Origin of the sequence: Roseovarius sp. MS2, assembly GCF_051447875.1 — a bacterium.
In the GTDB taxonomy this organism is placed as follows: domain Bacteria; phylum Pseudomonadota; class Alphaproteobacteria; order Rhodobacterales; family Rhodobacteraceae; genus Roseovarius; species Roseovarius mucosus_A.
On the sequence record NZ_JBKHVF010000001.1, the window covers coordinates 646,432 to 665,866 of the forward strand.

General features: G+C 63.4%; 18 protein-coding genes and 1 tRNA gene. 9 read left to right on the plus strand and 10 right to left on the minus strand.

From position 1 onward, the window contains the following. Nucleotides 1-53 precede the first annotated feature (53 nt). The 8 genes from ACLGGT_RS03295 (at nucleotide 54) to ACLGGT_RS03330 (ending at nucleotide 9,428) form a co-directional block, all read left to right on the plus strand. Entirely contained in the window at nucleotides 54-857 is an 804-nt protein-coding gene (locus ACLGGT_RS03295; RefSeq protein ID WP_437195034.1) for a uracil-DNA glycosylase, read from the plus strand. Continuing rightward, nucleotides 857-1,474 carry a LysE family translocator gene (locus ACLGGT_RS03300; protein ID WP_437197389.1) on the plus strand — a complete coding sequence of 206 codons (618 nt, stop codon included), beginning with the start codon at nucleotides 857-859 and terminating at the stop codon, nucleotides 1,472-1,474. The genes ACLGGT_RS03295 and ACLGGT_RS03300 overlap by 1 nt, the downstream gene beginning before the upstream one ends. Before the next feature lie 4 nt (nucleotides 1,475-1,478). Continuing rightward, nucleotides 1,479-2,021, plus strand: a complete 543-nt coding sequence (gene moaB / locus ACLGGT_RS03305) for a molybdenum cofactor biosynthesis protein B (RefSeq protein WP_008279251.1) — start codon at nucleotides 1,479-1,481, stop codon at nucleotides 2,019-2,021. Between the two features lie 105 nt (nucleotides 2,022-2,126). After that, nucleotides 2,127-3,578 carry an efflux RND transporter periplasmic adaptor subunit gene (locus ACLGGT_RS03310; protein ID WP_437195035.1) on the plus strand — a complete coding sequence of 484 codons (1,452 nt, stop codon included), beginning with the start codon at nucleotides 2,127-2,129 and terminating at the stop codon, nucleotides 3,576-3,578. A gap of 5 nt (nucleotides 3,579-3,583) precedes the next feature. Further along, nucleotides 3,584-6,934 carry an efflux RND transporter permease subunit gene (locus ACLGGT_RS03315; protein WP_437195036.1) on the plus strand — a complete coding sequence of 1,117 codons (3,351 nt, stop codon included), beginning with the start codon at nucleotides 3,584-3,586 and terminating at the stop codon, nucleotides 6,932-6,934. Between the two features lie 42 nt (nucleotides 6,935-6,976). Next, nucleotides 6,977-7,915, plus strand: coding sequence for a bifunctional riboflavin kinase/FAD synthetase (locus tag ACLGGT_RS03320; RefSeq protein WP_081507630.1), 939 nt, complete (start codon nucleotides 6,977-6,979; stop codon nucleotides 7,913-7,915). Continuing rightward, entirely contained in the window at nucleotides 7,912-8,382 is a 471-nt protein-coding gene (locus ACLGGT_RS03325) for a YcgN family cysteine cluster protein (protein ID WP_008279255.1), read from the plus strand. The genes ACLGGT_RS03320 and ACLGGT_RS03325 overlap by 4 nt, the downstream gene beginning before the upstream one ends. Beyond that, nucleotides 8,382-9,428 (plus strand): threonine aldolase family protein, encoded by a 1,047-nt coding sequence (locus ACLGGT_RS03330; RefSeq protein WP_437195037.1) that lies wholly within the window; start codon nucleotides 8,382-8,384, stop codon nucleotides 9,426-9,428. Before ACLGGT_RS03325 ends, ACLGGT_RS03330 begins: the two co-directional genes overlap by 1 nt. Before the next feature lie 131 nt (nucleotides 9,429-9,559). On the opposite strand, the gene ACLGGT_RS03335 is transcribed toward ACLGGT_RS03330, so the two are convergent. From ACLGGT_RS03335 to ACLGGT_RS03370, 8 genes are all read right to left on the minus strand, one after another. Next, on the minus strand, nucleotides 9,560-10,108 hold the full coding sequence (locus ACLGGT_RS03335) for a fasciclin domain-containing protein (protein ID WP_081507628.1): 549 nt from the start codon (nucleotides 10,106-10,108) through the stop codon (nucleotides 9,560-9,562). 372 nt (nucleotides 10,109-10,480) lie between these two features. Continuing rightward, a tRNA-Val gene (locus ACLGGT_RS03340) sits at nucleotides 10,481-10,556 on the minus strand. A gap of 97 nt (nucleotides 10,557-10,653) precedes the next feature. Then, complete coding sequence (locus tag ACLGGT_RS03345) at nucleotides 10,654-12,096, minus strand: NCS1 family nucleobase:cation symporter-1 (protein ID WP_437195038.1); 1,443 nt, start codon at nucleotides 12,094-12,096, stop codon at nucleotides 10,654-10,656. Between the two features lie 91 nt (nucleotides 12,097-12,187). Further along, entirely contained in the window at nucleotides 12,188-13,006 is an 819-nt protein-coding gene (locus tag ACLGGT_RS03350; RefSeq protein ID WP_437195039.1) for a bifunctional allantoicase/(S)-ureidoglycine aminohydrolase, read from the minus strand. Further along, nucleotides 13,003-13,500: an ureidoglycolate lyase gene (locus tag ACLGGT_RS03355; protein WP_437195040.1), complete on the minus strand. Its 498-nt coding sequence runs from the start codon at nucleotides 13,498-13,500 to the stop codon at nucleotides 13,003-13,005. Before ACLGGT_RS03355 ends, ACLGGT_RS03350 begins: the two co-directional genes overlap by 4 nt. Next, a complete protein-coding gene (puuE, locus tag ACLGGT_RS03360; protein ID WP_437195041.1) occupies nucleotides 13,497-14,651 on the minus strand; it encodes an allantoinase PuuE in 1,155 nt (384 codons plus the stop codon). The genes ACLGGT_RS03355 and puuE overlap by 4 nt, the downstream gene beginning before the upstream one ends. An 82-nt stretch (nucleotides 14,652-14,733) precedes the next feature. Then, entirely contained in the window at nucleotides 14,734-16,110 is a 1,377-nt protein-coding gene (locus ACLGGT_RS03365; RefSeq protein WP_232279147.1) for an NCS1 family transporter, read from the minus strand. 21 nt (nucleotides 16,111-16,131) lie between these two features. After that, nucleotides 16,132-16,830: an aspartate/glutamate racemase family protein gene (locus ACLGGT_RS03370; RefSeq protein ID WP_375552953.1), complete on the minus strand. Its 699-nt coding sequence runs from the start codon at nucleotides 16,828-16,830 to the stop codon at nucleotides 16,132-16,134. Between the two features lie 126 nt (nucleotides 16,831-16,956). Between ACLGGT_RS03370 and ACLGGT_RS03375 the strand changes: the two genes are divergently transcribed. Beyond that, nucleotides 16,957-17,643 (plus strand): GntR family transcriptional regulator, encoded by a 687-nt coding sequence (locus tag ACLGGT_RS03375; RefSeq protein WP_375552952.1) that lies wholly within the window; start codon nucleotides 16,957-16,959, stop codon nucleotides 17,641-17,643. A 12-nt stretch (nucleotides 17,644-17,655) separates the two neighbouring features. Here ACLGGT_RS03375 and modC read toward each other — a convergent pair whose 3' ends face one another. Then, the gene (modC, locus tag ACLGGT_RS03380; RefSeq protein ID WP_219435685.1) at nucleotides 17,656-18,738 is read right to left on the minus strand and encodes a molybdenum ABC transporter ATP-binding protein; all 1,083 of its coding nucleotides are present in this window, start codon (nucleotides 18,736-18,738) and stop codon (nucleotides 17,656-17,658) included. Further along, entirely contained in the window at nucleotides 18,738-19,433 is a 696-nt protein-coding gene (gene modB, locus ACLGGT_RS03385; protein WP_081507621.1) for a molybdate ABC transporter permease subunit, read from the minus strand. The genes modC and modB overlap by 1 nt, the downstream gene beginning before the upstream one ends. Between the last annotated feature and the right edge of the window lie 2 nt (nucleotides 19,434-19,435).

A 19,435-nucleotide genomic window follows, 5' to 3' on the forward strand; every position in this document is an offset into this window, starting at 1 on the left:
CTGCGCGATCATGGCTCTTTCACCGGGGCGCGCCACGGGGTAGCGTCTGGCGCATGGAATCGATCCTCAGCCCCCATGATGCCTTGGCCAGTCTGATCTGGCAGATCGAGCTTGGCGCGACCGAGGCGATTGGCGATGCGCCCATCAATCGGTATGAGCTGCCCGAGAAAGTCGCAAAGCCGGCGGCGGTGCCCAAGACAGAGGTCAAACCCGCCGCGCTGACAGCGCCAAGCCTGGGCGCGGGCGTTGATCCGGTAGAGGTTGCGCGCGCAGCAGCGGCGGCGGCCATGGATTTGGAGGGGCTGCGCGCGGCCCTTGGAGCCTATCCGCATTGCGACCTCAAGCGCGGGGCGCGCAATCTGGTGTTCAGCGATGGCAATCCTGCGGCGCGGGTGATGATCATCGGTGAAGCGCCGGGGCGAGATGAGGATCAGCAGGGCAAGCCCTTTGTCGGTCGGGCGGGCCAATTGCTGGACCGGATGGTGCAGGCGATTGGGCTGAGCCGTGGGGCGCAAGCGCCACAAGACGCGGTCTATATCACCAATGTTCTGCCGTGGCGGCCACCGCAGAACCGCGATCCGAACGCAGAGGAAATCGCGATGATGCGGCCCTTTGTGGCGCGGCATGTGGGATTGGTGAATCCGGCGGTTATCGTGCTGATGGGCAATATCAGTTGCGAGGCGGGATTGGGCCAACGCGGGATCACGCGGCTGCGCGGGCAGTGGGCCGAGGCCTATGGCAAACCGGCCTTGCCGATGTTTCACCCGGCCTATCTGTTGCGCAACCCTGCGGCCAAGCGCGAGGCCTGGGCGGATTTATTGGCACTCAAGGCGCGGTTACGGGAGGCGGGCGCGTGATCGTCGATCCTTTGACCCTTTTGGCATTCATCCCGGCGGGTCTTGCGCTGAACCTTACGCCGGGGGCGGATATGATGTTCTGCCTCGGTCTGGGGTTGCGGTCGGGGCCACGTTCGGCGCTGGCGGCAAGTGCCGGGATTTCGGCGGGGGGCATAGTACATGTGACCCTTGCGGGGCTGGGGTTGGCCGCCGCGATTGCCGCCTTGCCGGTTCTGCTCGACATTATTCGCTGGCTGGGGGTGGGCTATCTCTTGTGGCTGGCTTGGGGCGCGCTGCGGATAGGGCCGATGCGCCCGGATGCGCCTGCTTTGGGCGTGGCCCGCGCCTTTCGAGAGGGGATGCTGGTGAACCTGCTCAATCCCAAGGTTATCCTTTTTGTGCTGGCCTTTGTGCCGCAATTCATCGACCCGGCGCGCGCGATCCTGCCGCAGTTTCTGATCTTTGGTCTGATCCTTGCGGTGGGCGGGTTTGTGATCAATGGCGCGGCCGGGGTTTTTGCCGGAGGGTTGGGGCGTCGATTGGCCACCTCGCCGGGGTTCACGCGCGGGCTGGGCCTTGCCTCGGCCACCATCTTTACGGCGTTGGCCGCGCGCCTCGCGTTCATGCAAAGGAGTTGATCCCATGTCCCGTATTGACGAGAGCAAGGAGTTCATCCCTGTCCGTATCGCGGTTCTGACCGTATCGGACAGCCGCGATATGTCTGATGATCGCTCGGGCGATACGTTGGTGGCGCGGATCGAGGAGGCGGGGCATATCCTCGCGGATCGCATGATCGTGCGGGACGAGCGGGATCAGGTGGCCGAGCAATTGCGCGAATGGATTGCCGATCCTGAGGTTGATGTGGTGATTTCCACGGGCGGCACGGGTCTGACGGGGCGCGATGTGACGGTTGAGGCGCATCGCGATGTCTATGAGAAGGAAATAGACGCCTTTGGCACGGTCTTTACCATTGTGTCGATGCAGAAGATCGGCACCTCTGCGGTGCAGAGCCGCGCCACGGGAGGCGTGGCGGGGGGCACGTATTTGTTTGCGCTGCCCGGAAGCCCGGGGGCGTGCCGGGATGCCTGGGACGAAATCCTGAAATATCAGCTCGATTATCGGCATCGGCCCTGCAATTTTGTGGAGATCATGCCGCGACTTGACGAGCATAAGCGCCGGAAGTGACGGGCGGCGGCGTATGACCTGTGCGCCCGGCTTGGCATTCTGTAGGTCGGGGTTACATTACAGGGGTCAGCCCGTCTGCAGGGCCGGTTCAAGAGGTTGCGCACTATGCGGTTTTTGCGTCAGGGGCTGATCGGGCTCTTTCTGGTCTCGCTCACCTTGGGCCTGTTGGCCTATGCCGGACAGACCGTTGTCAGCGCCGTGCAAGAGCGTATGGCACGCGAGGTGCGGGTGCCTGAGCGCAATGAGCGCAGTTTTACCGTGCGCACGGTGCGCGCGGTTGAGGCCGAGATCGCGCCCACCCTGACAGCCTTTGGCCAGATCGAAAGCCGCCGCACGCTAGAAATTCGCGCGCAGGCGACGGGGGTGATCACAGAGTTGGCGCCCGAGTTTGTCGAAGGCGGCATGGTGCGCGCCGGGCAGTTTCTAGCGCGGATTGATCCCGCCGATGCCCAGAGCGCGTTGGAGCGGGCGCGCACCGACCTGATGGATACCCGCGCCGAGGCGCGCGAGGCGGCGCGCGCGCTGGAACTGGCGCGCGACGAGTTGGCCGCGCGGCGCGAGCAGGCCGATATTCAAGACCGTGCCTTGGCGCGGCAACGTGATCTGGAGGCGCGCGGCGTGGGCACGCTGACCGCTGTGGAGAGCGCCGAATTCAACGTGGTGCAGGCGCGTCAGGCGGTGCTGGCCAGCCGTCAGGCGCTGGCCTTGGCCGAGGCGCGGATAGATCAGGCGGCGACCGCCACGGCGCGGGCCGAACTGGCGCTGTCCGAGGCGGAGCGGCGGTTGGCAGAGACGCGGATCACCGCCGGATTTACCGGCACGCTGAGCGAGGTGAGCGTGGTTGCGGGCCGTTTGGTGGCGGCCAATGAGCAACTGGCGCAATTGGTGGATGGCACGGCGCTGGAAGTGGCGTTTCGCGTCTCGACCGCGCAATATGCGCGGCTTTTGGATGAGAGCGGCGGGTTGATTGACGCGGTGGTGACGGTGACGCTGGATACTGGCGGGGTGAATCTGAACGCGGTGGGGCGGATCACGCGGCAGGGCGCGGCGCTGGCCGAGGGCGAAAGCGGGCGTCTGATCTTTGCCACGCTGGAGACGGCACCTGCGATGAAGCCCGGCGATTTTGTAACTGTCAGCGTCGAGGAGCCGGTGTTGGCGGCCGCCATTCGCCTGCCTGCCACGGCGCTGGGGCCGGATGGGCAGGTGTTGGTGATTGATGCCGAAGAGCGGCTGGAGGCGGTGGCGGTCACGCTTTTACGGCGGCAGGGCAATGACATTCTGGTGTCGGCGCCGGGATTGGCGGGGCGCGATGTGGTGGCCGAGCGCACGCCGGTTCTGGGCGCAGGGATCAAGGTGCGCAAGCTGGAGAGTGCCGAGGCCGTGCCAGAGGCGGGCACTGTCACCCTCAGCCCAGACAGGCGGGCGCGGCTGAGGGCCTATGTTGAGGCCAGCACCGACATGCCCGAAGAGGCCAAGCGCCGCCTTTTGACGCAGTTGGAACAGCCCGAGGTGTCGCTGAGCACGGTGGAACGGCTGGAACGCCGCATCGGGGGCTGAGCGGGATGGCGGGGCTGATTTCATGGTTCACGCGGCACCGCACGGCGGCCAATCTGTTGTTGGTGCTGATGGTGGCCTTGGGCCTGATGGCCTTGCCGAAAATGCGGGCGCAGTTCTTTCCCGATGTGGTGATCGACAATGTGAGCGTGTCGGTCGCATGGGAGGGGGCAAGCGCCGAAGATGTGGACGGCGGCATCGTGCAGGTGCTGGAACCGGCGCTGTTGGCGGTTGAGGGGGTCGAAGCGGCCACTTCGCTGAGCCGTGAGAATAGCGCGCTGGTCACGCTGGAATTCGAGCCGGGCTGGGATATGGGCCGCGCGGCGGATGAGGTGCAGGCCTCGCTTGATATCATCACCACGCTGCCCGAAGAGGCCGATGAGCCGGTGGTCCGACGCGGGGCATGGCGCGATCAGGTGACGGATGTGGTGATCACCGGGCCGGTCGGCACCGAGCAACTGGCGCGGCTGGCGGATGAGCTGGTCACGCGCCTGTTCGATGCGGGCGTGACCCGCACCACGATCGAAGGCGTCGCGGCCCCAGAAACGGTGATCGAGGTGCCGGGGCAAGCGTTGATTGCCCATGACATCACCATGGCCGAGATTGCCGCCGCTATCGCCGCCGAGATCACCACCGATCCAGCAGGGGATATGACCGGGGCTAATACGCGCCTGCGCACCGGCACGCAGAAACGCAGCGCCCGCGATATTGCCGCGATCACCCTGCGGATTGCCCCCGATGGCAGCGCGCTGACAGTGGGCGATGTGGGCCGGGTGCGGGTTGAGGGCGCGACGCGGGCGCTGGCCTATTATGTGGGCGAGGCCCCGGCGATGAGCGTGCGGGTGGACCGCTCTGCGCGGGGCGATGCGCTCGATATTCAGGCCGAGGTGCAGCGGGTGGCGGACCGCATGGCCGACACCCTGCCCGAGGGCGTGAGCATCGACCTCATTCGCACGCGGGCCGAGGCGATTTCCGGCCGGATTGCGATGCTGGTGGAAAATGCGCTGACGGGTTTGGCGCTGGTGGTGGGGCTGCTGTTTTTGTTCCTCAATGCCCGCACCGCATTCTGGGTGGCGGCGGGGATTCCGGTGGCGATGCTGGCGGCGATGGCGTTCATGTATGCGGCCGGTCTGACGCTCAACATGATTTCGCTGTTCGCCTTGATCATCACGCTGGGGATCGTGGTGGATGATGCCATCGTGGTGGGCGAACATGCCGATGCGCGGCATCGTCGCCTGCGCGAGCCGCCGATGGTTGCGGCGGAGCGTGCCGCCGCGCGCATGGCACTGCCGGTTTTTGCCGCCACGCTGACCACGCTGATTGCGTTTTTCGGGTTGGCGGTGATTGGCGGGCGGTTCGGGGATCTGATCTATGACATTCCCTTTACTGTGATTGCCGTGCTGGTGGCGAGCCTGATCGAGTGTTTCCTGATCCTGCCCAACCATATGGCGCATGCGCTGGCCCATTCGGCCCGCGAGCATTGGTATGACATTCCAAGCCGGGTGGTGAACCGGGGGTTCCGCGTGTTTCGCGACCGTGCCTTTCGCCCGCTCATCGCTTGGGTGATCCGGGGCCGCTATGCCGTGTTGGCGGCGGCGGTGCTGCTGTTGGCGACGCAAGTGGCGAGTTTCGTGCGCGGCGATGTGACATGGCGGTTTTTCAACGCGCCCGAGCAGGGCAGTGTTACGGGCAATTTTGCCATGCTGCCGGGGGCCACGCGCGAGGATACGCTGGCACAGATGCGCGCGTTGCAGCGCGCCGCCGAAGAGTTGGGCGCGGAGTATGAGGCCGAGCATGGGGCAAACCCGCTTGCCTATGTGGTGGCGCAATTGGGCGGCGCTGCGGGGCGCGGGCTTTCGGGGTCGGACACGCGCGAGGCGGATTTGCAGGGGGGGATTTCCATCGAGTTGATTGATGCCGATCTGCGGCCCTATTCCAGTTTCGCCTTTGTCGCCGATCTGCAAGAGCGGGTGGTGCAGCATCCCCTGACCGAAACGCTGAGCTTTCGCGGATCGCGGGCGGGGCCGGGGGGCGATGCGCTGGATATCCAGCTTTATGGCGCGGAGGCGGAGCAGCTCAAATCCGCCGCCGAAGCGCTGAAGGCGGCATTGGCGCGGTATCCGGAGGTGTCGGGGCTGGAGGACTCGCTCGCCTATGACAAGGCCGAGTTGATTTTGGACCTGACACCGCAGGGGTCCGCGCTTGGCTTTACCATCGACGATTTGGGGCAAACCCTGCGCAACCGGGTGAGCGGGATCGAGGCCGCCACATACCCGGACGGGCCACGGTCGGCAGAGGTGCGGGTTGAACTGCCCGAGGGCGAATTGACCGCCGATTTTCTGGAGCGGATGCAGTTGCGCACGCCGGGCGGGCAATATGTGCCGCTGGTCGATGTGGTCAGCGTTGAGGCGCGCACCGGCTTTGCATCGGTCCGGCGGGAAAACGGCCTGCGGCTGGTGACGGTGACGGGCGATATATCCGAGGATGACCCCGCGCGCGCCGCCGAGATTTCCCGCGCGCTGGAGGCGGAAATCCTGCCCGATGTCGCGGCGCGCTATCAGGTGGAATACCGGCTGGCGGGGCTGAATGAGCAAGAAAATGAATTCATGGCCGATGCGCGGCTGGGGCTGATGGCAACCCTTTTGGGGGTGTATCTGGTGCTCTCGCTGGTCTTTGCCAGTTGGACCCGGCCCATGGTGGTGATGGCGATCATTCCCTTTGGTCTGGTGGGCACGATCTGGGGTCATGCGCAATGGGACGTGCCGCTGTCGATGTTCACAGTGGTGGGATTGCTGGGCATGACGGGCATCATCATCAACGATTCCATCGTGCTGGTCACGTCGATTGACGAGCATGCCAAGACGCGCGGGCTGATCCCGGCGATTATCGAGGGCACCGCCGACCGGCTGCGCGCGGTGGTGCTGACCACGCTGACGACGGTTCTGGGGCTGGCCCCGCTGCTTTTTGAACGATCCACACAGGCGCAATTCCTGAAACCTACGGTCATCACGCTGGTTTACGGTTTGGCCTTTGGCATGATTTTGGTGCTGTTGGTGGTGCCTGCCCTTTTGGCCATCGGGCAAGACCTGTCGCGGCCTGTGACCGCGCTTCGGCGGGGATTGCGCGGGCGGCGCGCCGGGTTGCAGGGGGTGCTGGGGGCAGCGGTGGCGATGGTGCTGGGCTGGTTCGGGGCGACGATGGGATGGGTCGTGGTGACGGGGGATTTGCCGGGGCTGCTGGCGGGGATGATACCGCTGCCGCCGATGGGCGCGGCGCTGGTGCTCTTTCTGTTGGGCAGCGCGCTTGGTCTCGTGCTGGTCTATCTTGCCACTGCGTTGCGCCGCCCGCGCAACGCTTGAACGCTCTTGCACCGGCGGCGCTGCGGCGCTACCCCTCTGGCCATGCGTATCATCCGTGATTACACCTATGTCACCGACGCCGACCGGGGCGCGAGCGTCGCCATCGGCAATTTCGATGGTGTCCATATTGGCCATCGGTCGGTCATCGAACTGGCGCGCGCGGCGGGAGAGCGCATCGGCGCGCCTTTGGGTATCCTGACATTCGAGCCGCATCCGCGCGAGTATTTTGCGCCTGACGCGCCCCCCTTTCGCCTCATGGGCCGCGAAGCGCGGGCGCATCGGCTGCAAAAGCTGGGGGTTGAGCGGCTTTATGAGATCAAGTTCAACGCGGGTCTGGCGGCGCTGAGCCCGCGCGCCTTTGCGGAAAATGTCATTCGTGATGGGCTGGGCCTGAAGCATGTGGTGGTGGGGTCGGATTTCTGTTTTGGCAAGGGACGGGCGGGCAATGCCGCAATACTGCAAGAGTTTGGCGACGAGATGGGGTTTGGCGTGACCATCGCCACGCTGTTGGAGGGCGAAAGCGGGCAAGTGTCCTCGACCGCGATCCGTGCCGCGCTGAGCGAAGGTGCGCCACGCGCCGCCGCGGCCATGCTGGGCCATTGGCACCGGATCGACGGGCCGGTGATTGGCGGCGAGCAGCGGGGGCGCACGCTGGGCTATCCCACGGCCAATATGTCGATCAAGGGGCTGCATCCGCCCAAGTTCGGGATTTATGCGGTGCTGGTCGATGTGCTGGATGGGCCGCATAAGGGGCAGTATCACGGCGCGGCCTCACTGGGCGTGCGGCCGATGTTTCAGGGCGAAGAGGCCAATATCGAGACCTTCATCTTTGACTTTACCGGCGATCTTTATGGGGCCAACCTGTCGGTCGGGCTGATAGAATACCTGCGCCCCGAGGCGACATTCGACAGCCTAGAGGCGTTTATCGCGCAGATGGATGCAGATTGCCTGCGCGCGCGCAGCGTGTTGGCCGCATTATGAGTGAGCCTATCAATCGCAGCGGATTGCGCCCGCGCTATTGGGAGACAACCCGCCTTGACCGCATGACGCGCGCGGAATGGGAGGCGCTGTGCGATGGGTGCGGCAAATGCTGCATGAACAAGCTGGAGGATGAGGAGAGCGGCGAGGTGGCCTTTACCCGCGTGGCCTGTCGCCTGTTTGACGACACCAGTTGTCTCTGTGCGCAATATCCGATCCGGCATCAATTCGTGCCCGAATGCATCACGCTCAAGCCGCATACGATTGAAAGCCATGCCTATTGGCTGCCGGAAACCTGCGCTTACAAGCTGCTGTATCTGGGCAAGCCGCTGTTTGACTGGCATCCGCTGATTTCCGGGGATGCGAACAGCGTGCATGAGGCGGGCGTGTCGATGCGGCACCGCACCCTGCCCGAATTCGAGGTGCCCGAAGAGGATTGGGAAGATCACATCATCGAGGAGCCGCTCTGATGCAATTCGCCTCTGACAATTCCGGCCCGGCATTGCCCGGCGTGATGCAGGCGATGGCGGAGGTCAATATCGGGCATATGCCCTCTTATGGCACAGACGCACCGATGAACGAGGTGCGAGACCGGCTGCGCGATGTGTTCGAGGCCCCGCAAGCCAGCGTTTATCTGGTGGCCACCGGCACAGCGGCCAATGCGCTGGCATTGGCCACGCTGTCCGAGCCATGGCAGACGGTGTTTTGTACGCCGCTGGCGCATATCCACACCGATGAATGCAACGCGCCCGAGTTTTTCACCGGCGGGGCCAAGCTGAGCCTTGTGGGGGAAGCGGACAAGATGACGCCCGAGGATCTGGCCCGCGCGATTGCGCTCTGGCCGGCGGGGGATGTGCATAATCCTCAGCACGGGCCGCTTGCCCTGACGCAGGCGACGGAACGGGGGCGGATCTACAGCTGCGCCGAGATTGCGGCGCTCTGCGGGGTCGCGCGCGATCACGGGCTGCCCTGCTACATGGACGGGGCGCGCTTTGCCAATGCGGTGGCGGCCTTGGGCTGCACGCCCGCCGAGATGACTTGGAAGGCGGGCATTGACGCGGTGTCCATGGGCGGCACCAAGAATGGCTGTCTGGGCGTCGAAGCGGTGATCTTTTTCAACCCCGAGAATGCCTGGGAATTCGAGTTGCGGCGCAAGCGGTCGGCGCATCTGGTGTCAAAACATCGGTATTTGTCGGCGCAGATGCTGGGCTATCTGCGCGAGCACCTGTGGCTGCGCACCGCGCAAGAGGCCAATACCCGCGCCGCCCTGTTAGAGGCCGGATTGCGTGATGTGCCGGGGGCTGAGATGGTGTTTGAGCGCCACGTCAACATGATCTTTGCCCGCCTGCCCCGCGCCACGCATCAGCGGCTCAAGGCGGCGGGGGCGGTCTATGGGCTCTACGAGGGGCCATTGGAGAGCGGCGCAAGCGATGAGCCATTGATGGCGCGGTTCGTGTGCGACTGGTCTGTGACAGAGGAACAGATCGCACGGTTTCTGGAGATCGCGCGAGGCTGAGACGGCCGACCCGCACCCGAAACCGATTTGCGCGAGCATGGGTTTTCAGAAAGCATATCCGCATCAAGCTGCGAAAAACCCCCCCGCCATCCGTGCGGCGGAGGGGCAGATCCCGTGCCAATGTGGGGGGATTACTTTGGCACGAGCACAGCGTTGATCACGTGGATCACGCCGTTGGATTGGTCTACATCAGCCACCGTCACACGGGCCGCGTTTCCGCTTTCATCAAGGATGTAGACGTTGTTGCCTTTGACCTGTGCCGACAGGGCGTCGCCCGACACGGCGTTGAAGTGGTAAAAGCCATCTTTGCTGGCGCGAGCGGCGGCGATGATGTCGGCAGCAGACCAGTCACCGGCGACCACATGAGCCGTCAGGACCTTTTGCAGCATGGCCTTGTTCTCGGGCATCAGCAGCGTGTCAACCGTGCCGGCGGGCAGGGCCGCAAACGCATCGTTCACCGGCGCGAACACGGTAAACGGCCCCGGCCCCTGCAATGTGTCGACCAGATCGGCGGCTTTCACCGCCGCAACCAGCGTCGTGTGGACCGGCGAATTGACAGCATTCTCGATGATGTTGCGCTCTACGAGCATCGGCGCGCCGCCGACTGTTGGATTGGCGGCATAAACGGCAGTGCCAAGGGCAATGGCGGTGGCCGTGCTCAGAAAAGTCTTGAAGGTCATTTGTCGTTCTCCCTTGTTGTCAAAGGCTCGTCTGAGCCGCTGATGGGAAAGCCACGTCAGCCAAGACGCAAAAGTTTCAGACCGCCCAAAGTTTATTTCACCGGAGCATCCGAACCGCGCCTTACAAGGCGAGATTTGTAGGAGTTGAAGCGCTGATCATTGGGCAGACGAAACGATCTGGAAGACATTGCGGTGCCCTTGACCCGGAAGGATCGCACAACGACCCTGACGCCTGACCCTAGTTTGCGCGGCACACCCAAAGCGGCCATGCAGGCACAGACGGAGACACACCATTGGCAAAGAACAGTAAATCCCTGCGCGACTAGCGAAGAGGGAAGTGCCAAGCATATGAAAGCATTGAGAAAGTGGGGATGGTGGGTGATGAGAGACTCGAACTCCCGACATCTTCGGTGTAAACGAAGCGCTCTACCAACTGAGCTAATCACCCGTGGGCTGCGTGATAGCCAAGCGGCGGGGCCAACGCAAGGGGTTTGAATGCGGCGGGCACAGGGTTTTGTGCCGGCCCGCCGCGTAGGGCGTGGGGCCTAGACCCGTGCGGGGCTCTTGGCAAGCAGGGTGTAGATCCCGCCGCCCAAGACTGCGCCGATCACCCAGTTATAGCCCGAGAGAAAGCCGAACCACGGCACCCAGACGGTTGCCACCGAAAAAACCGCCGCGAGGCCAAAGGCCATCACCGCCGTGCGGTTCCAGCCGTCCTGATAGTGATAGCGCCCGCCTTGCATGTCATAGAGATCGTCAAGGTCGAGATGGCCTTTGCGGTGAACATAGTAATCCACGATCATGATGCCAAAGATCGGGGCCAGCGTCGCGCCCAATGTGTTGACAAAGCCACCGATGCCGAATTCGCTGATGAAACTTGTCCAGAGCCCGCCGATGATAAGCGCGAAGGCCGACGTAATCAGCCCCGCCTGACGAAAGCTGATCTTGCCGGGGGCGAGATTGGCGATGCCGTTTACAGCCGGGATGAAATTGGCAACAAGGTTGATGCCAACGGTTGCGGCAAAAAAGGTGATCGCGGCGATGATGCCCAAAAGCACAGAATCGGTGCGCTCGACAATCTCGCTCGGGTTGGTGATTTCCTCGCCAAAGACCACTGCCGCCCCTGCCGTAGTCAAGAGCGCCAGCGCCGAGAAGAGGATCATGTTAAATGGCAATCCGGTGAGATTGCCCAAGAGCATGGTGGGTCGGTCCTTGGCGTAGCGGGAAAAGTCGCTGAAGTTGATCATCACGGCTGCGAAATAGGCCACCATGGTGCCGACGATGGCGACAAAGCCGTTGAATTCACTGGCAAAGCTCGCGTCGGGGTTGGCAAAGATCGTGCCTGCGGCAGACAAAAGCTGCCCGTCAGAGCGTTGCCAGAGCACGATAACTAGGCCGATCATCACAAGATACACGAAGGGGCCCGCGATGTTGAGAAAGGTCTCGACCCAGTTCATGCCGCGCCAGAAGATCACGATGTGAAAGGCCCAGACGATGAAGAACGACAGCCAGTCGATACCGGTGAGACCGAAGATTTCCGCGCCGCCGCTCGCGCCGGTGATCGAGCGGATCAGGAGCGCCACCGCCGTTGAGGCAAAATAGACCTGCACGCCGTACCAGAACACCGCCACGGTCGAGCGCAGGATCGCGGGCAATTTTGCGCCGCTGGTGCCAAGGCTGGCACGGGCCAGCACCGGATAGGGGATGCCGTATTTCTCGCCCGCAGCGCCTGAGAGGTTGACCATCCACATGGTAAAGAGCCCCGCCGCGATAAGGGCGGCAAAGGCGGTCCAGCCGCTGACCCCGTACGAGATGAAAAGCGACGCCACGAGCGAATAGCCAAAGAGCGACTGCACGTCATTGGCCCAAACGTTGAAGATGGCGAACCAGCCCCATGTTTTCTCATTCGCGCCAACCGGATTGAGGGTGTTTCCCTCTGGGTCCATCGTGTTGCCTGTGGGCACATGCCCGTGGTCTATGCTTGTCATTCCGTCCTCCCTGACCGATCGTATTCTGGATTTTCTCTGACGTTTCATCTGGCCCGAAATACCTCGGGGGTCCGGGGGCAGCGCCCCCGTATCACAACGCCATATGCCGATTCACATCCTTGTAGAGCAGGTAGCGAAACGGCCCTGGACCGCCCGCGTAACAGGCCTGCGGGCAGAAGGCGCGCAGCCACATGAAATCGCCCGCCTCGACCTCGACCCAATCCTGATTGAGGCGATAGACCGCCTTGCCCTCCAGCACATAAAGCCCGTGTTCCATCACATGCGTTTCGGCAAAGGGGATCACTGCGCCGGGCTGAAAGGTGACAACGGTGATATGCATGTCGTGACGCAGGTCGGCGGGGTCCATGAAACGGGTCGTGGCCCAGCCGCCATCGGTGTCGGGCATCGGCACTGGGGCGATGTCGTTTTCATTGACGACCATCACCGGCGGATGGTCGAGACCGGACACCGCTTGATAGGCCTTGCGCAGCCAGTGGAACTTGACCGGCCTGTCGGCCGTGTTGCGCAGCGTCCACGGGGTGCCCGGCGGGATATAGGCAAAGCCACCCTCGGTCATCTCATGCGCCTGCCCGTCCAATGTCAGGCGCAGCGCGCCTTCGACCACGAAAAGCGCCGCCTCGACGCCCTCTTCGGTCTCGGGGCGGTCAGAGCCACCGCCCGGCTGCACCTCGGCGATATATTGCGAGAAGGTTTCGGCAAAGCCCGAGAGGGGCCGCGCCAGAACCCAAAAGCGCGCCTTGTCCCAGAAGGGCAGATAGCTGGTGACGATATCGCTCATGGTGCCGCGCGGGATCACGGCATAGGCCTCGGTAAAGACGGCGCGCCCGGTCAAAAGCTGGGTTTGCGGCGGCAGGCCGCCTTGGGGGGTGTAATAGCTGCGCTTGGTCATGGCTGTGGTCCTTCCACGGTCAGAGGCTGGTCAAAGTGATATTCTTCGAGATTGTCACCGGGGCCGATCCGGTCGATCACCGCATAGCGCCCGGCCCGCCCGATGGGGGCCAGCACGCCGTGCCAGACATTGCGCAGGAGATTGACCCCCTGCCCCGGCTGGCTGAGAAAGGCGCGCGGGGTGGTGGGGTGGCCATGGGTATCCGCGGCCACGCAGATCAGCATTGGCACGTTGTCGAGCGGGATGAACGCCTGAGAGCCCAGAGGGTGCCGTTCCATCAGGTCGAGCGCATAGGGCAGGTGCCGGGCCTCGGCATCAAAAAGGCTGATACCGGCGCGCCCATCCAGAAATTCGAGCCGCGCGCGGTCGTGGAACCGCCCGCAGAGGCCCGCATTGATCATCCGGTCGGGGGCGCCCGCCACCTCAAGAACATCGCCGTAGGGGGCAAAGGCGGCGGCGATCAGCGGTTGGGCCATGAGGGGGGCCACGGTCATGGCAAAAGCGCCTGTAGGCGGGGCAAAGTCTGCGCCTCAAGCGCGGCACAGGTCAGGTCGCCGCGCTCGGACGGGGTGGCCTGTCGGAGTATCCGGCTAAAGGCGTTGAGCAGACCCACCGCAGTGTCATGGGCGGGGCCAAGCTCTATCTGCCATGCGCGATCCGCGATCCACGGGGCGGGCAGCAGCGGGCCGAACACCTCTACAAAGCGCGCGTGGTCCATCTGGCTGGGGCGCTCAAAGCGGCGGTGCGGATGTGTGGCCGCCCAGTGATCGGCAATGTCGATCCGGCGGGGGCACCAAACGTCTGTGTGACGCTGCACATGGTCGATAAAGCGGCGCAGGCCCGCTATTTTGCCCGGCCGGCCAATCAGGCGGCAATGCAGGCCCACGGTCATCATCCGGGGGGCACCCGCCTGCCCTTCGGCATAGAGCGTGTCAAAGGTATCGGTCAGGTAGGATTCAAAGTCGCGGCCCGTGACCCATCCGGGCGACGCGGCAAAGCGCATGTCGTTGCATTCAAGCGTATAGGGGATCATCAGCTGATCGCGGCTGCCGAATTCCATCCAATGCGGCAGGTCATCGTCATAGCAATCCGAGATGTAATCAAAGCCGCCCTCTTCGGCGACAAGGCGCACGGTATTGACGCTGCATCGGCCTGTATACCAGCCGCGTGGGCGGGTGCCGGTCACCTCTGTATGCAGGCGCATCGCCTCGGCGATGGCGGCACGTTCCTCGGCCTCGGGCATGTCCTTGTGATCGACCCACTTAAGACCATGGCTGGCGATTTCCCAGTCGGCCTCTTGCATGGCGGCGACCTGTTCGGGGCTGCGCGCAAGGGCTGAGGCGACGCCGTATATGGTCAGCGGAACGCCCATCCCGGTGAAGAGGCGATGCAGCCGCCAGAACCCGGCGCGCGCGCCGTAGTCATAGATCGATTCCATATTCCAATGGCGCTGACCGGGCCAGGGCGTGGCCCCCGGAATATCCGACAGAAATGCCTCTGACGCGGCATCGCCATGCAGCAGGCAGTTTTCACCGCCCTCTTCGTAGTTGAGCACGAATTGCACCGCGATCCGCGCCCCACCGGGCCACTGCGGATCGGGGGCGTTTGGGCCGTAGCCACGCAAATTTCTGGGATAGCGGATCATGTCATCACCTCCGGGGGTCGTGTCTTGGGGGAAACGAAAGGACAGGGGGCGATTGGCCCCCTGCCTTTTGTCAGACTGCGCCTCAGCGGTCGAGGAACCGCTGTGCGGCGGGCAGGTGCCGCATCAGCAGGTAATAGGTGACACCCGCCGGGATCAAGCTGGCATACCATGACACCGCCGAAAAGGTCAGCGCCGCGATCACACCCACCGCCATGGCGATCAGGGCTGCCGGGTTATAGCCCGCATAATCGCCGCTCTCGTCATAGAGTTTCTCGAGATCGAGCGTCTGACGCCGCAGCACGTAGTAATCCACCACCAAGATCGCAAAGATTGGCCCCAAGAACGCGCTGTAGGTCTGGATGAAGAGATTGAGACCCGCGGCGGATTCGTTCTTGACCAATTCCCACGGGAAGGTGGCGAAGGCCAAGAGACCGACGACCACGGCAGCGGTCTTGTAGTTGAGTTTGAACACATCCATCAGCGCATAGGCGGGCGGCACGACATTGTTGAGAATATTGGTCGTGACCTGTGCAAAGGCGATGAAAAGCAGGGTAACGACGAGCAAGAGCTTGTTGTCGACCGCGTTCGAGAAGACGCGGATGGGATCAACCTCGCCTGTCGCGCTGGAGACCATGAGACCGATGAGGCCCATGAAGAGCGTCGCGGGCAGAATGGAATTGGCATAGATCACCACTTGGCGCACGCGCCCGACATCCTGCCGCAATTCGCGGCTATAGTCCGAGACATTGAGCATCATCGTGGCATAGATGCCCAGAAAGAGCATGGTCGCCCCCCAGAATGGCGCGCCCCATGTGCCCTCGACATTGATGAGGTTGGTGCTGATTTCTTCGCCATATTTGCCGATGACAGAGGTGAACATGTAAATCAGCGCGCCGATGATGAAGACCGAGCCGATATTCTCCAGCCATTTGATGCCGTGAAAGCCCAGAACCGACAGCATGATTTGCAGCGCCTGAAAGCCTATGAAAAAGACGACAATGTTGGAGTAGCCAAAGAGCGTCTCGCTTACCAGATTGAGCGCGCCCGCACCGATCCAGCTTTGAAAGCCGAACCAGACGAGGGCGGGGACAGAGCGCACCAGCGCCGGGATGCGCGCGCCGGAAAAGCCGAAGGCCGAGCGCAATTGCACCATCATCGGGATGCCGTATTTGTGCCCCGCCGCCCCGTTGATCATCAGCGCAAGGCCGATGACGGTACAGCCGATGGCGATGGCCAGAAACACCTGTAGCAGATTGAGCGTGCCCACGAGGCCCGAGCCGATGGTAAAGGTGCCAATCGACACACAGCCACCGAGCCAGGCAAAAAGATAGGACCACGGGTCCATGATCCGCGTTTTCTGGGGGGCCAGCGATTCCTCGCCCAGACCCTTGTGTTCGATCACCTCGGGCATTTGCCCGTCATGCGGCAAAACACCCCCGTTTGTATCTGAAATTGTCATGACTCTCCTCCCTGAGATGCATTATTTCGGGTTTGGTGGCGCGTAGGCGCCGATCTTGCTGGTCTTGATGCCGGCCCCAACCAAGGCTTCGGCGAATTTCGTGGCGACGGTCACACCGTCGATCACGGGAATTCCGGTTTCTTCAGTCAGCCATGCGGCAAGATCCGCCATGCCGGCACAGCCCAGAACCACTGCCTCGCAACGATCCTCCTCGATCGCCCTGAGGATTTCGGCGCGCACCAGAAGGCGGGCGTTTGATCCGGGTTCTTCCAGCGCCAGCACCGGGATCGCCGCCGAGCGCACGCGGCGGCATTGGTGATCAAGCCCGTAGCGGCGCACCATTTCCTCGATGATAGGGACCGAGCGCGGCAGGGTCGTGACCACGCTGAAGGAGGTGGCCACCATGCTGGCCGCCTTGACCGCCGCCTCGCAGATGCCGATCACCGGGCCGGTGGCAATCTCGCGGCACGCGCCGATGCCGGGGTCGTCGAAACAGGCAACCACGATTGCATCGGCCTTTTGTGCCTCGGCCTCGCGGACCTGATCAAGCAGGCGCGGCACTGCCATTGCCTCGTCATAATGGCCCTCGATGCTGGCGGGGGCACCTATGCCCGAGCGCGCCTCGATCAGAACGCCCGGTGCCGTGACCGCCCGCGCGGAGGCCGCGATCTTGTCGGTCATGCTCGTGGTCGAGTTGGGGTTGATGACAAAAATTTTCATGGGCTCCTCCACTTGAGTCCTCACTTTAGTAACATAAATTGTTAACAATTTAAACAGACAATTTTTATGGTCGATTCTGATCCTCAAAAATGCCATTTTCCGAGAAACACAGCCGGGAGCATCAGAATGTCCGAAACGCCGGAAAACGTGCTGGTTGAGCATGTGCTGGATGCCATCTCGGACCAGCGGCTTCGGGCTGGGACCAAGCTGGGCGAACAGGCGCTGAGCGACCTTTTTTCCTGTAATCGCGCGCATGTACGCCGCGCGCTTGCGACGCTTGCGGCCTATCAGGTGGTTGACCTGATCCCCAACCGGGGGGCGTTTGTCTCTACCCCCTCTGAGGACGAGGCGCGGGACGTGTTTCAGGCCCGGCGCGCCATTGAGGCCACGATCATCCGCAATGTCGTCCGCCGTGCTGACGAGGCGGATATCGAGCGACTGCGCGCGCATTTGGCGACCGAGGATGAGATTCGACAGCACAATGACCGTCCCAAGGCGATTCGCGCCTCACGGGCGTTTCACATGCTGTTGGCGCGGATCGGGCGCAATTCGGTCTTGGAGCATTACCTTGCGGAACTGACCATGCGCACCTCGCTGATCATCGGGCTGTATGGCTCCAAAACCGCGAGCCTTTGTTCGGATGACGAGCATGCGCGCATTGTCCAGAGCATCATAGACCGGGATGAGGCGCGCGCTCAGGACATGGTGGATCATCACCTGCGCCATATCGAAGGGGAGATCGCATTTGGCGACGAGGCCCCGCGTGTCGGGCCGCTGTCGATGATCTTTCCCCCGGATCGCACGACCGAGTAGAATGTGGGCCTTTTAGCCTGCGCCAATATCTGTTGCGGCGACCGCAACGGCCTTGACCACGGCGTGCACGTCTTGGCCCACTGCAAGACCCATTGCCGTTGCCGAACGGCGCGTGACGCGCGATAGAATCCGGCCAGCGGCGGTATCAATCGCCACGATGGCACCGGGCCCACCACCGGGGCGGATTTCGTGGATGAGGCCGGGCAGGATATTCAGCGCCGAAAGCCCCTCGGGCCGGATATGCGACAGGATCACGTCATGGGCGGCGATGCGGATGCGCAGGCTGGCACCGGGGTTGGCTGCGACGCGCGGCAGAAAAAGGGGGATACCCCCCGCCGAAAGCTCGGACAGCCCGTCGTCGTGATGGGCGATGACCCGCGCGCTAAGCACGGCCCCGGCATCGCGGGCACCGGTGGGCAGCACGGCGGGATTGCTCAGCACTTCGGCGGCGGGGCCCTGTGCAATCACACGCCCGGCCTCAAGCGCAACAACGGTTGTTGCCAGACGCGCCACCTCAGAGGCGGAATGGCTGACATAGAGGATGGGCACGCCCGCCGCGTCGCGCAAACGCTCGAAATAGGGCAGGATCTCGGCTTTGCGGGCCTCATCAAGGGCGGCCAACGGCTCATCGGCAAGGATGAGCTGCGGCGCGGACAAAAGCGCGCGGCCAATGGCAACGCGCTGCTTCTCTCCACCTGAAAGGGCACCGGGCCGCCGATCCAGTAGCGCGCCAAGGCCCAAAAGATCGACGACCTGCGCCAGATCGGCGCGCGCAGCCCCCTTTGGGGCGAACCATGCGCCATAGCCGAGGTTCTGGCGCACGGTGAGATGAGGGAACAGCCGCCCTTCCTGAAAGATATAGCCCAAACGGCGGCGGTGCGGTTTCAGGCGGACCCCGGCGGCCGTATCGAGCAGCACCCGGTCGCCAGATACGATCCGGCCCTGATCGGGCATGAGCAGCCCCGCCACAGCGTTGACGATGGTGGTCTTGCCAGAGCCGGAGCGGCCAAAAAGCACCGTGACACCCGGTGGTGCCCGAAACTGCGCATCCAGCGTGAAGGCCCCAAGGCTATGGCGCAGCGCAACATCCAGCATCAGCGCCCCCCGACCCGTGCCGCGACACGGCGCCCGATCCCCTCGGAGAGCAAGAGCGCGCCCATGGCCACCACCACCGAGACGATGACCAGTTTCATGGCCGACCCTTCACCGCCCGGCACCTGAAGAAAGGCGTAGATCGCCGAGGGGATGGTGCGTGTTTCCCCCGGAATATTCGAAACAAAGGTGATCGTGGCCCCAAATTCACCCATCGCCTTGGCAAAGGCCAAAATCGTACCCGCAACGATGCCCGGAAGGGCCATGGGCAGGGTTACGGTAAAAAAGACCCATAGGGGTGCAGCCCCCAGCGTGGCACTGGCCTCTTCCAGTTTGGGATCCACCGCCTCGATCGAGAGACGGATCGCCCGCACCATCAGGGGGAATGCCATGATCGCTGCCGCCACCGCCGCCCCTGTCCAGCGAAAGGCAAAGACAAGGCCCCAATCCGCCAGCACAGAGCCCACCGGCCCGCGCGTGCCCAGCACCAGCAGGAGCAGGTAGCCCGTGACAACCGGCGGCAGGATCAGCGGCAGATGCACCAGCCCGTTGACGATCTGCTTGCCCGGAAAGGACCAGCGCGCCAGCGCATAGGCCGTGAGAATTCCCAAAGGCAGGCTGGCCAGGGTGGCCCAGAAGGACACGCGAAGGGACAGGGACACCGCCTTCCATTCTTCGGGGCCAAGCCAGTCTGTCATGG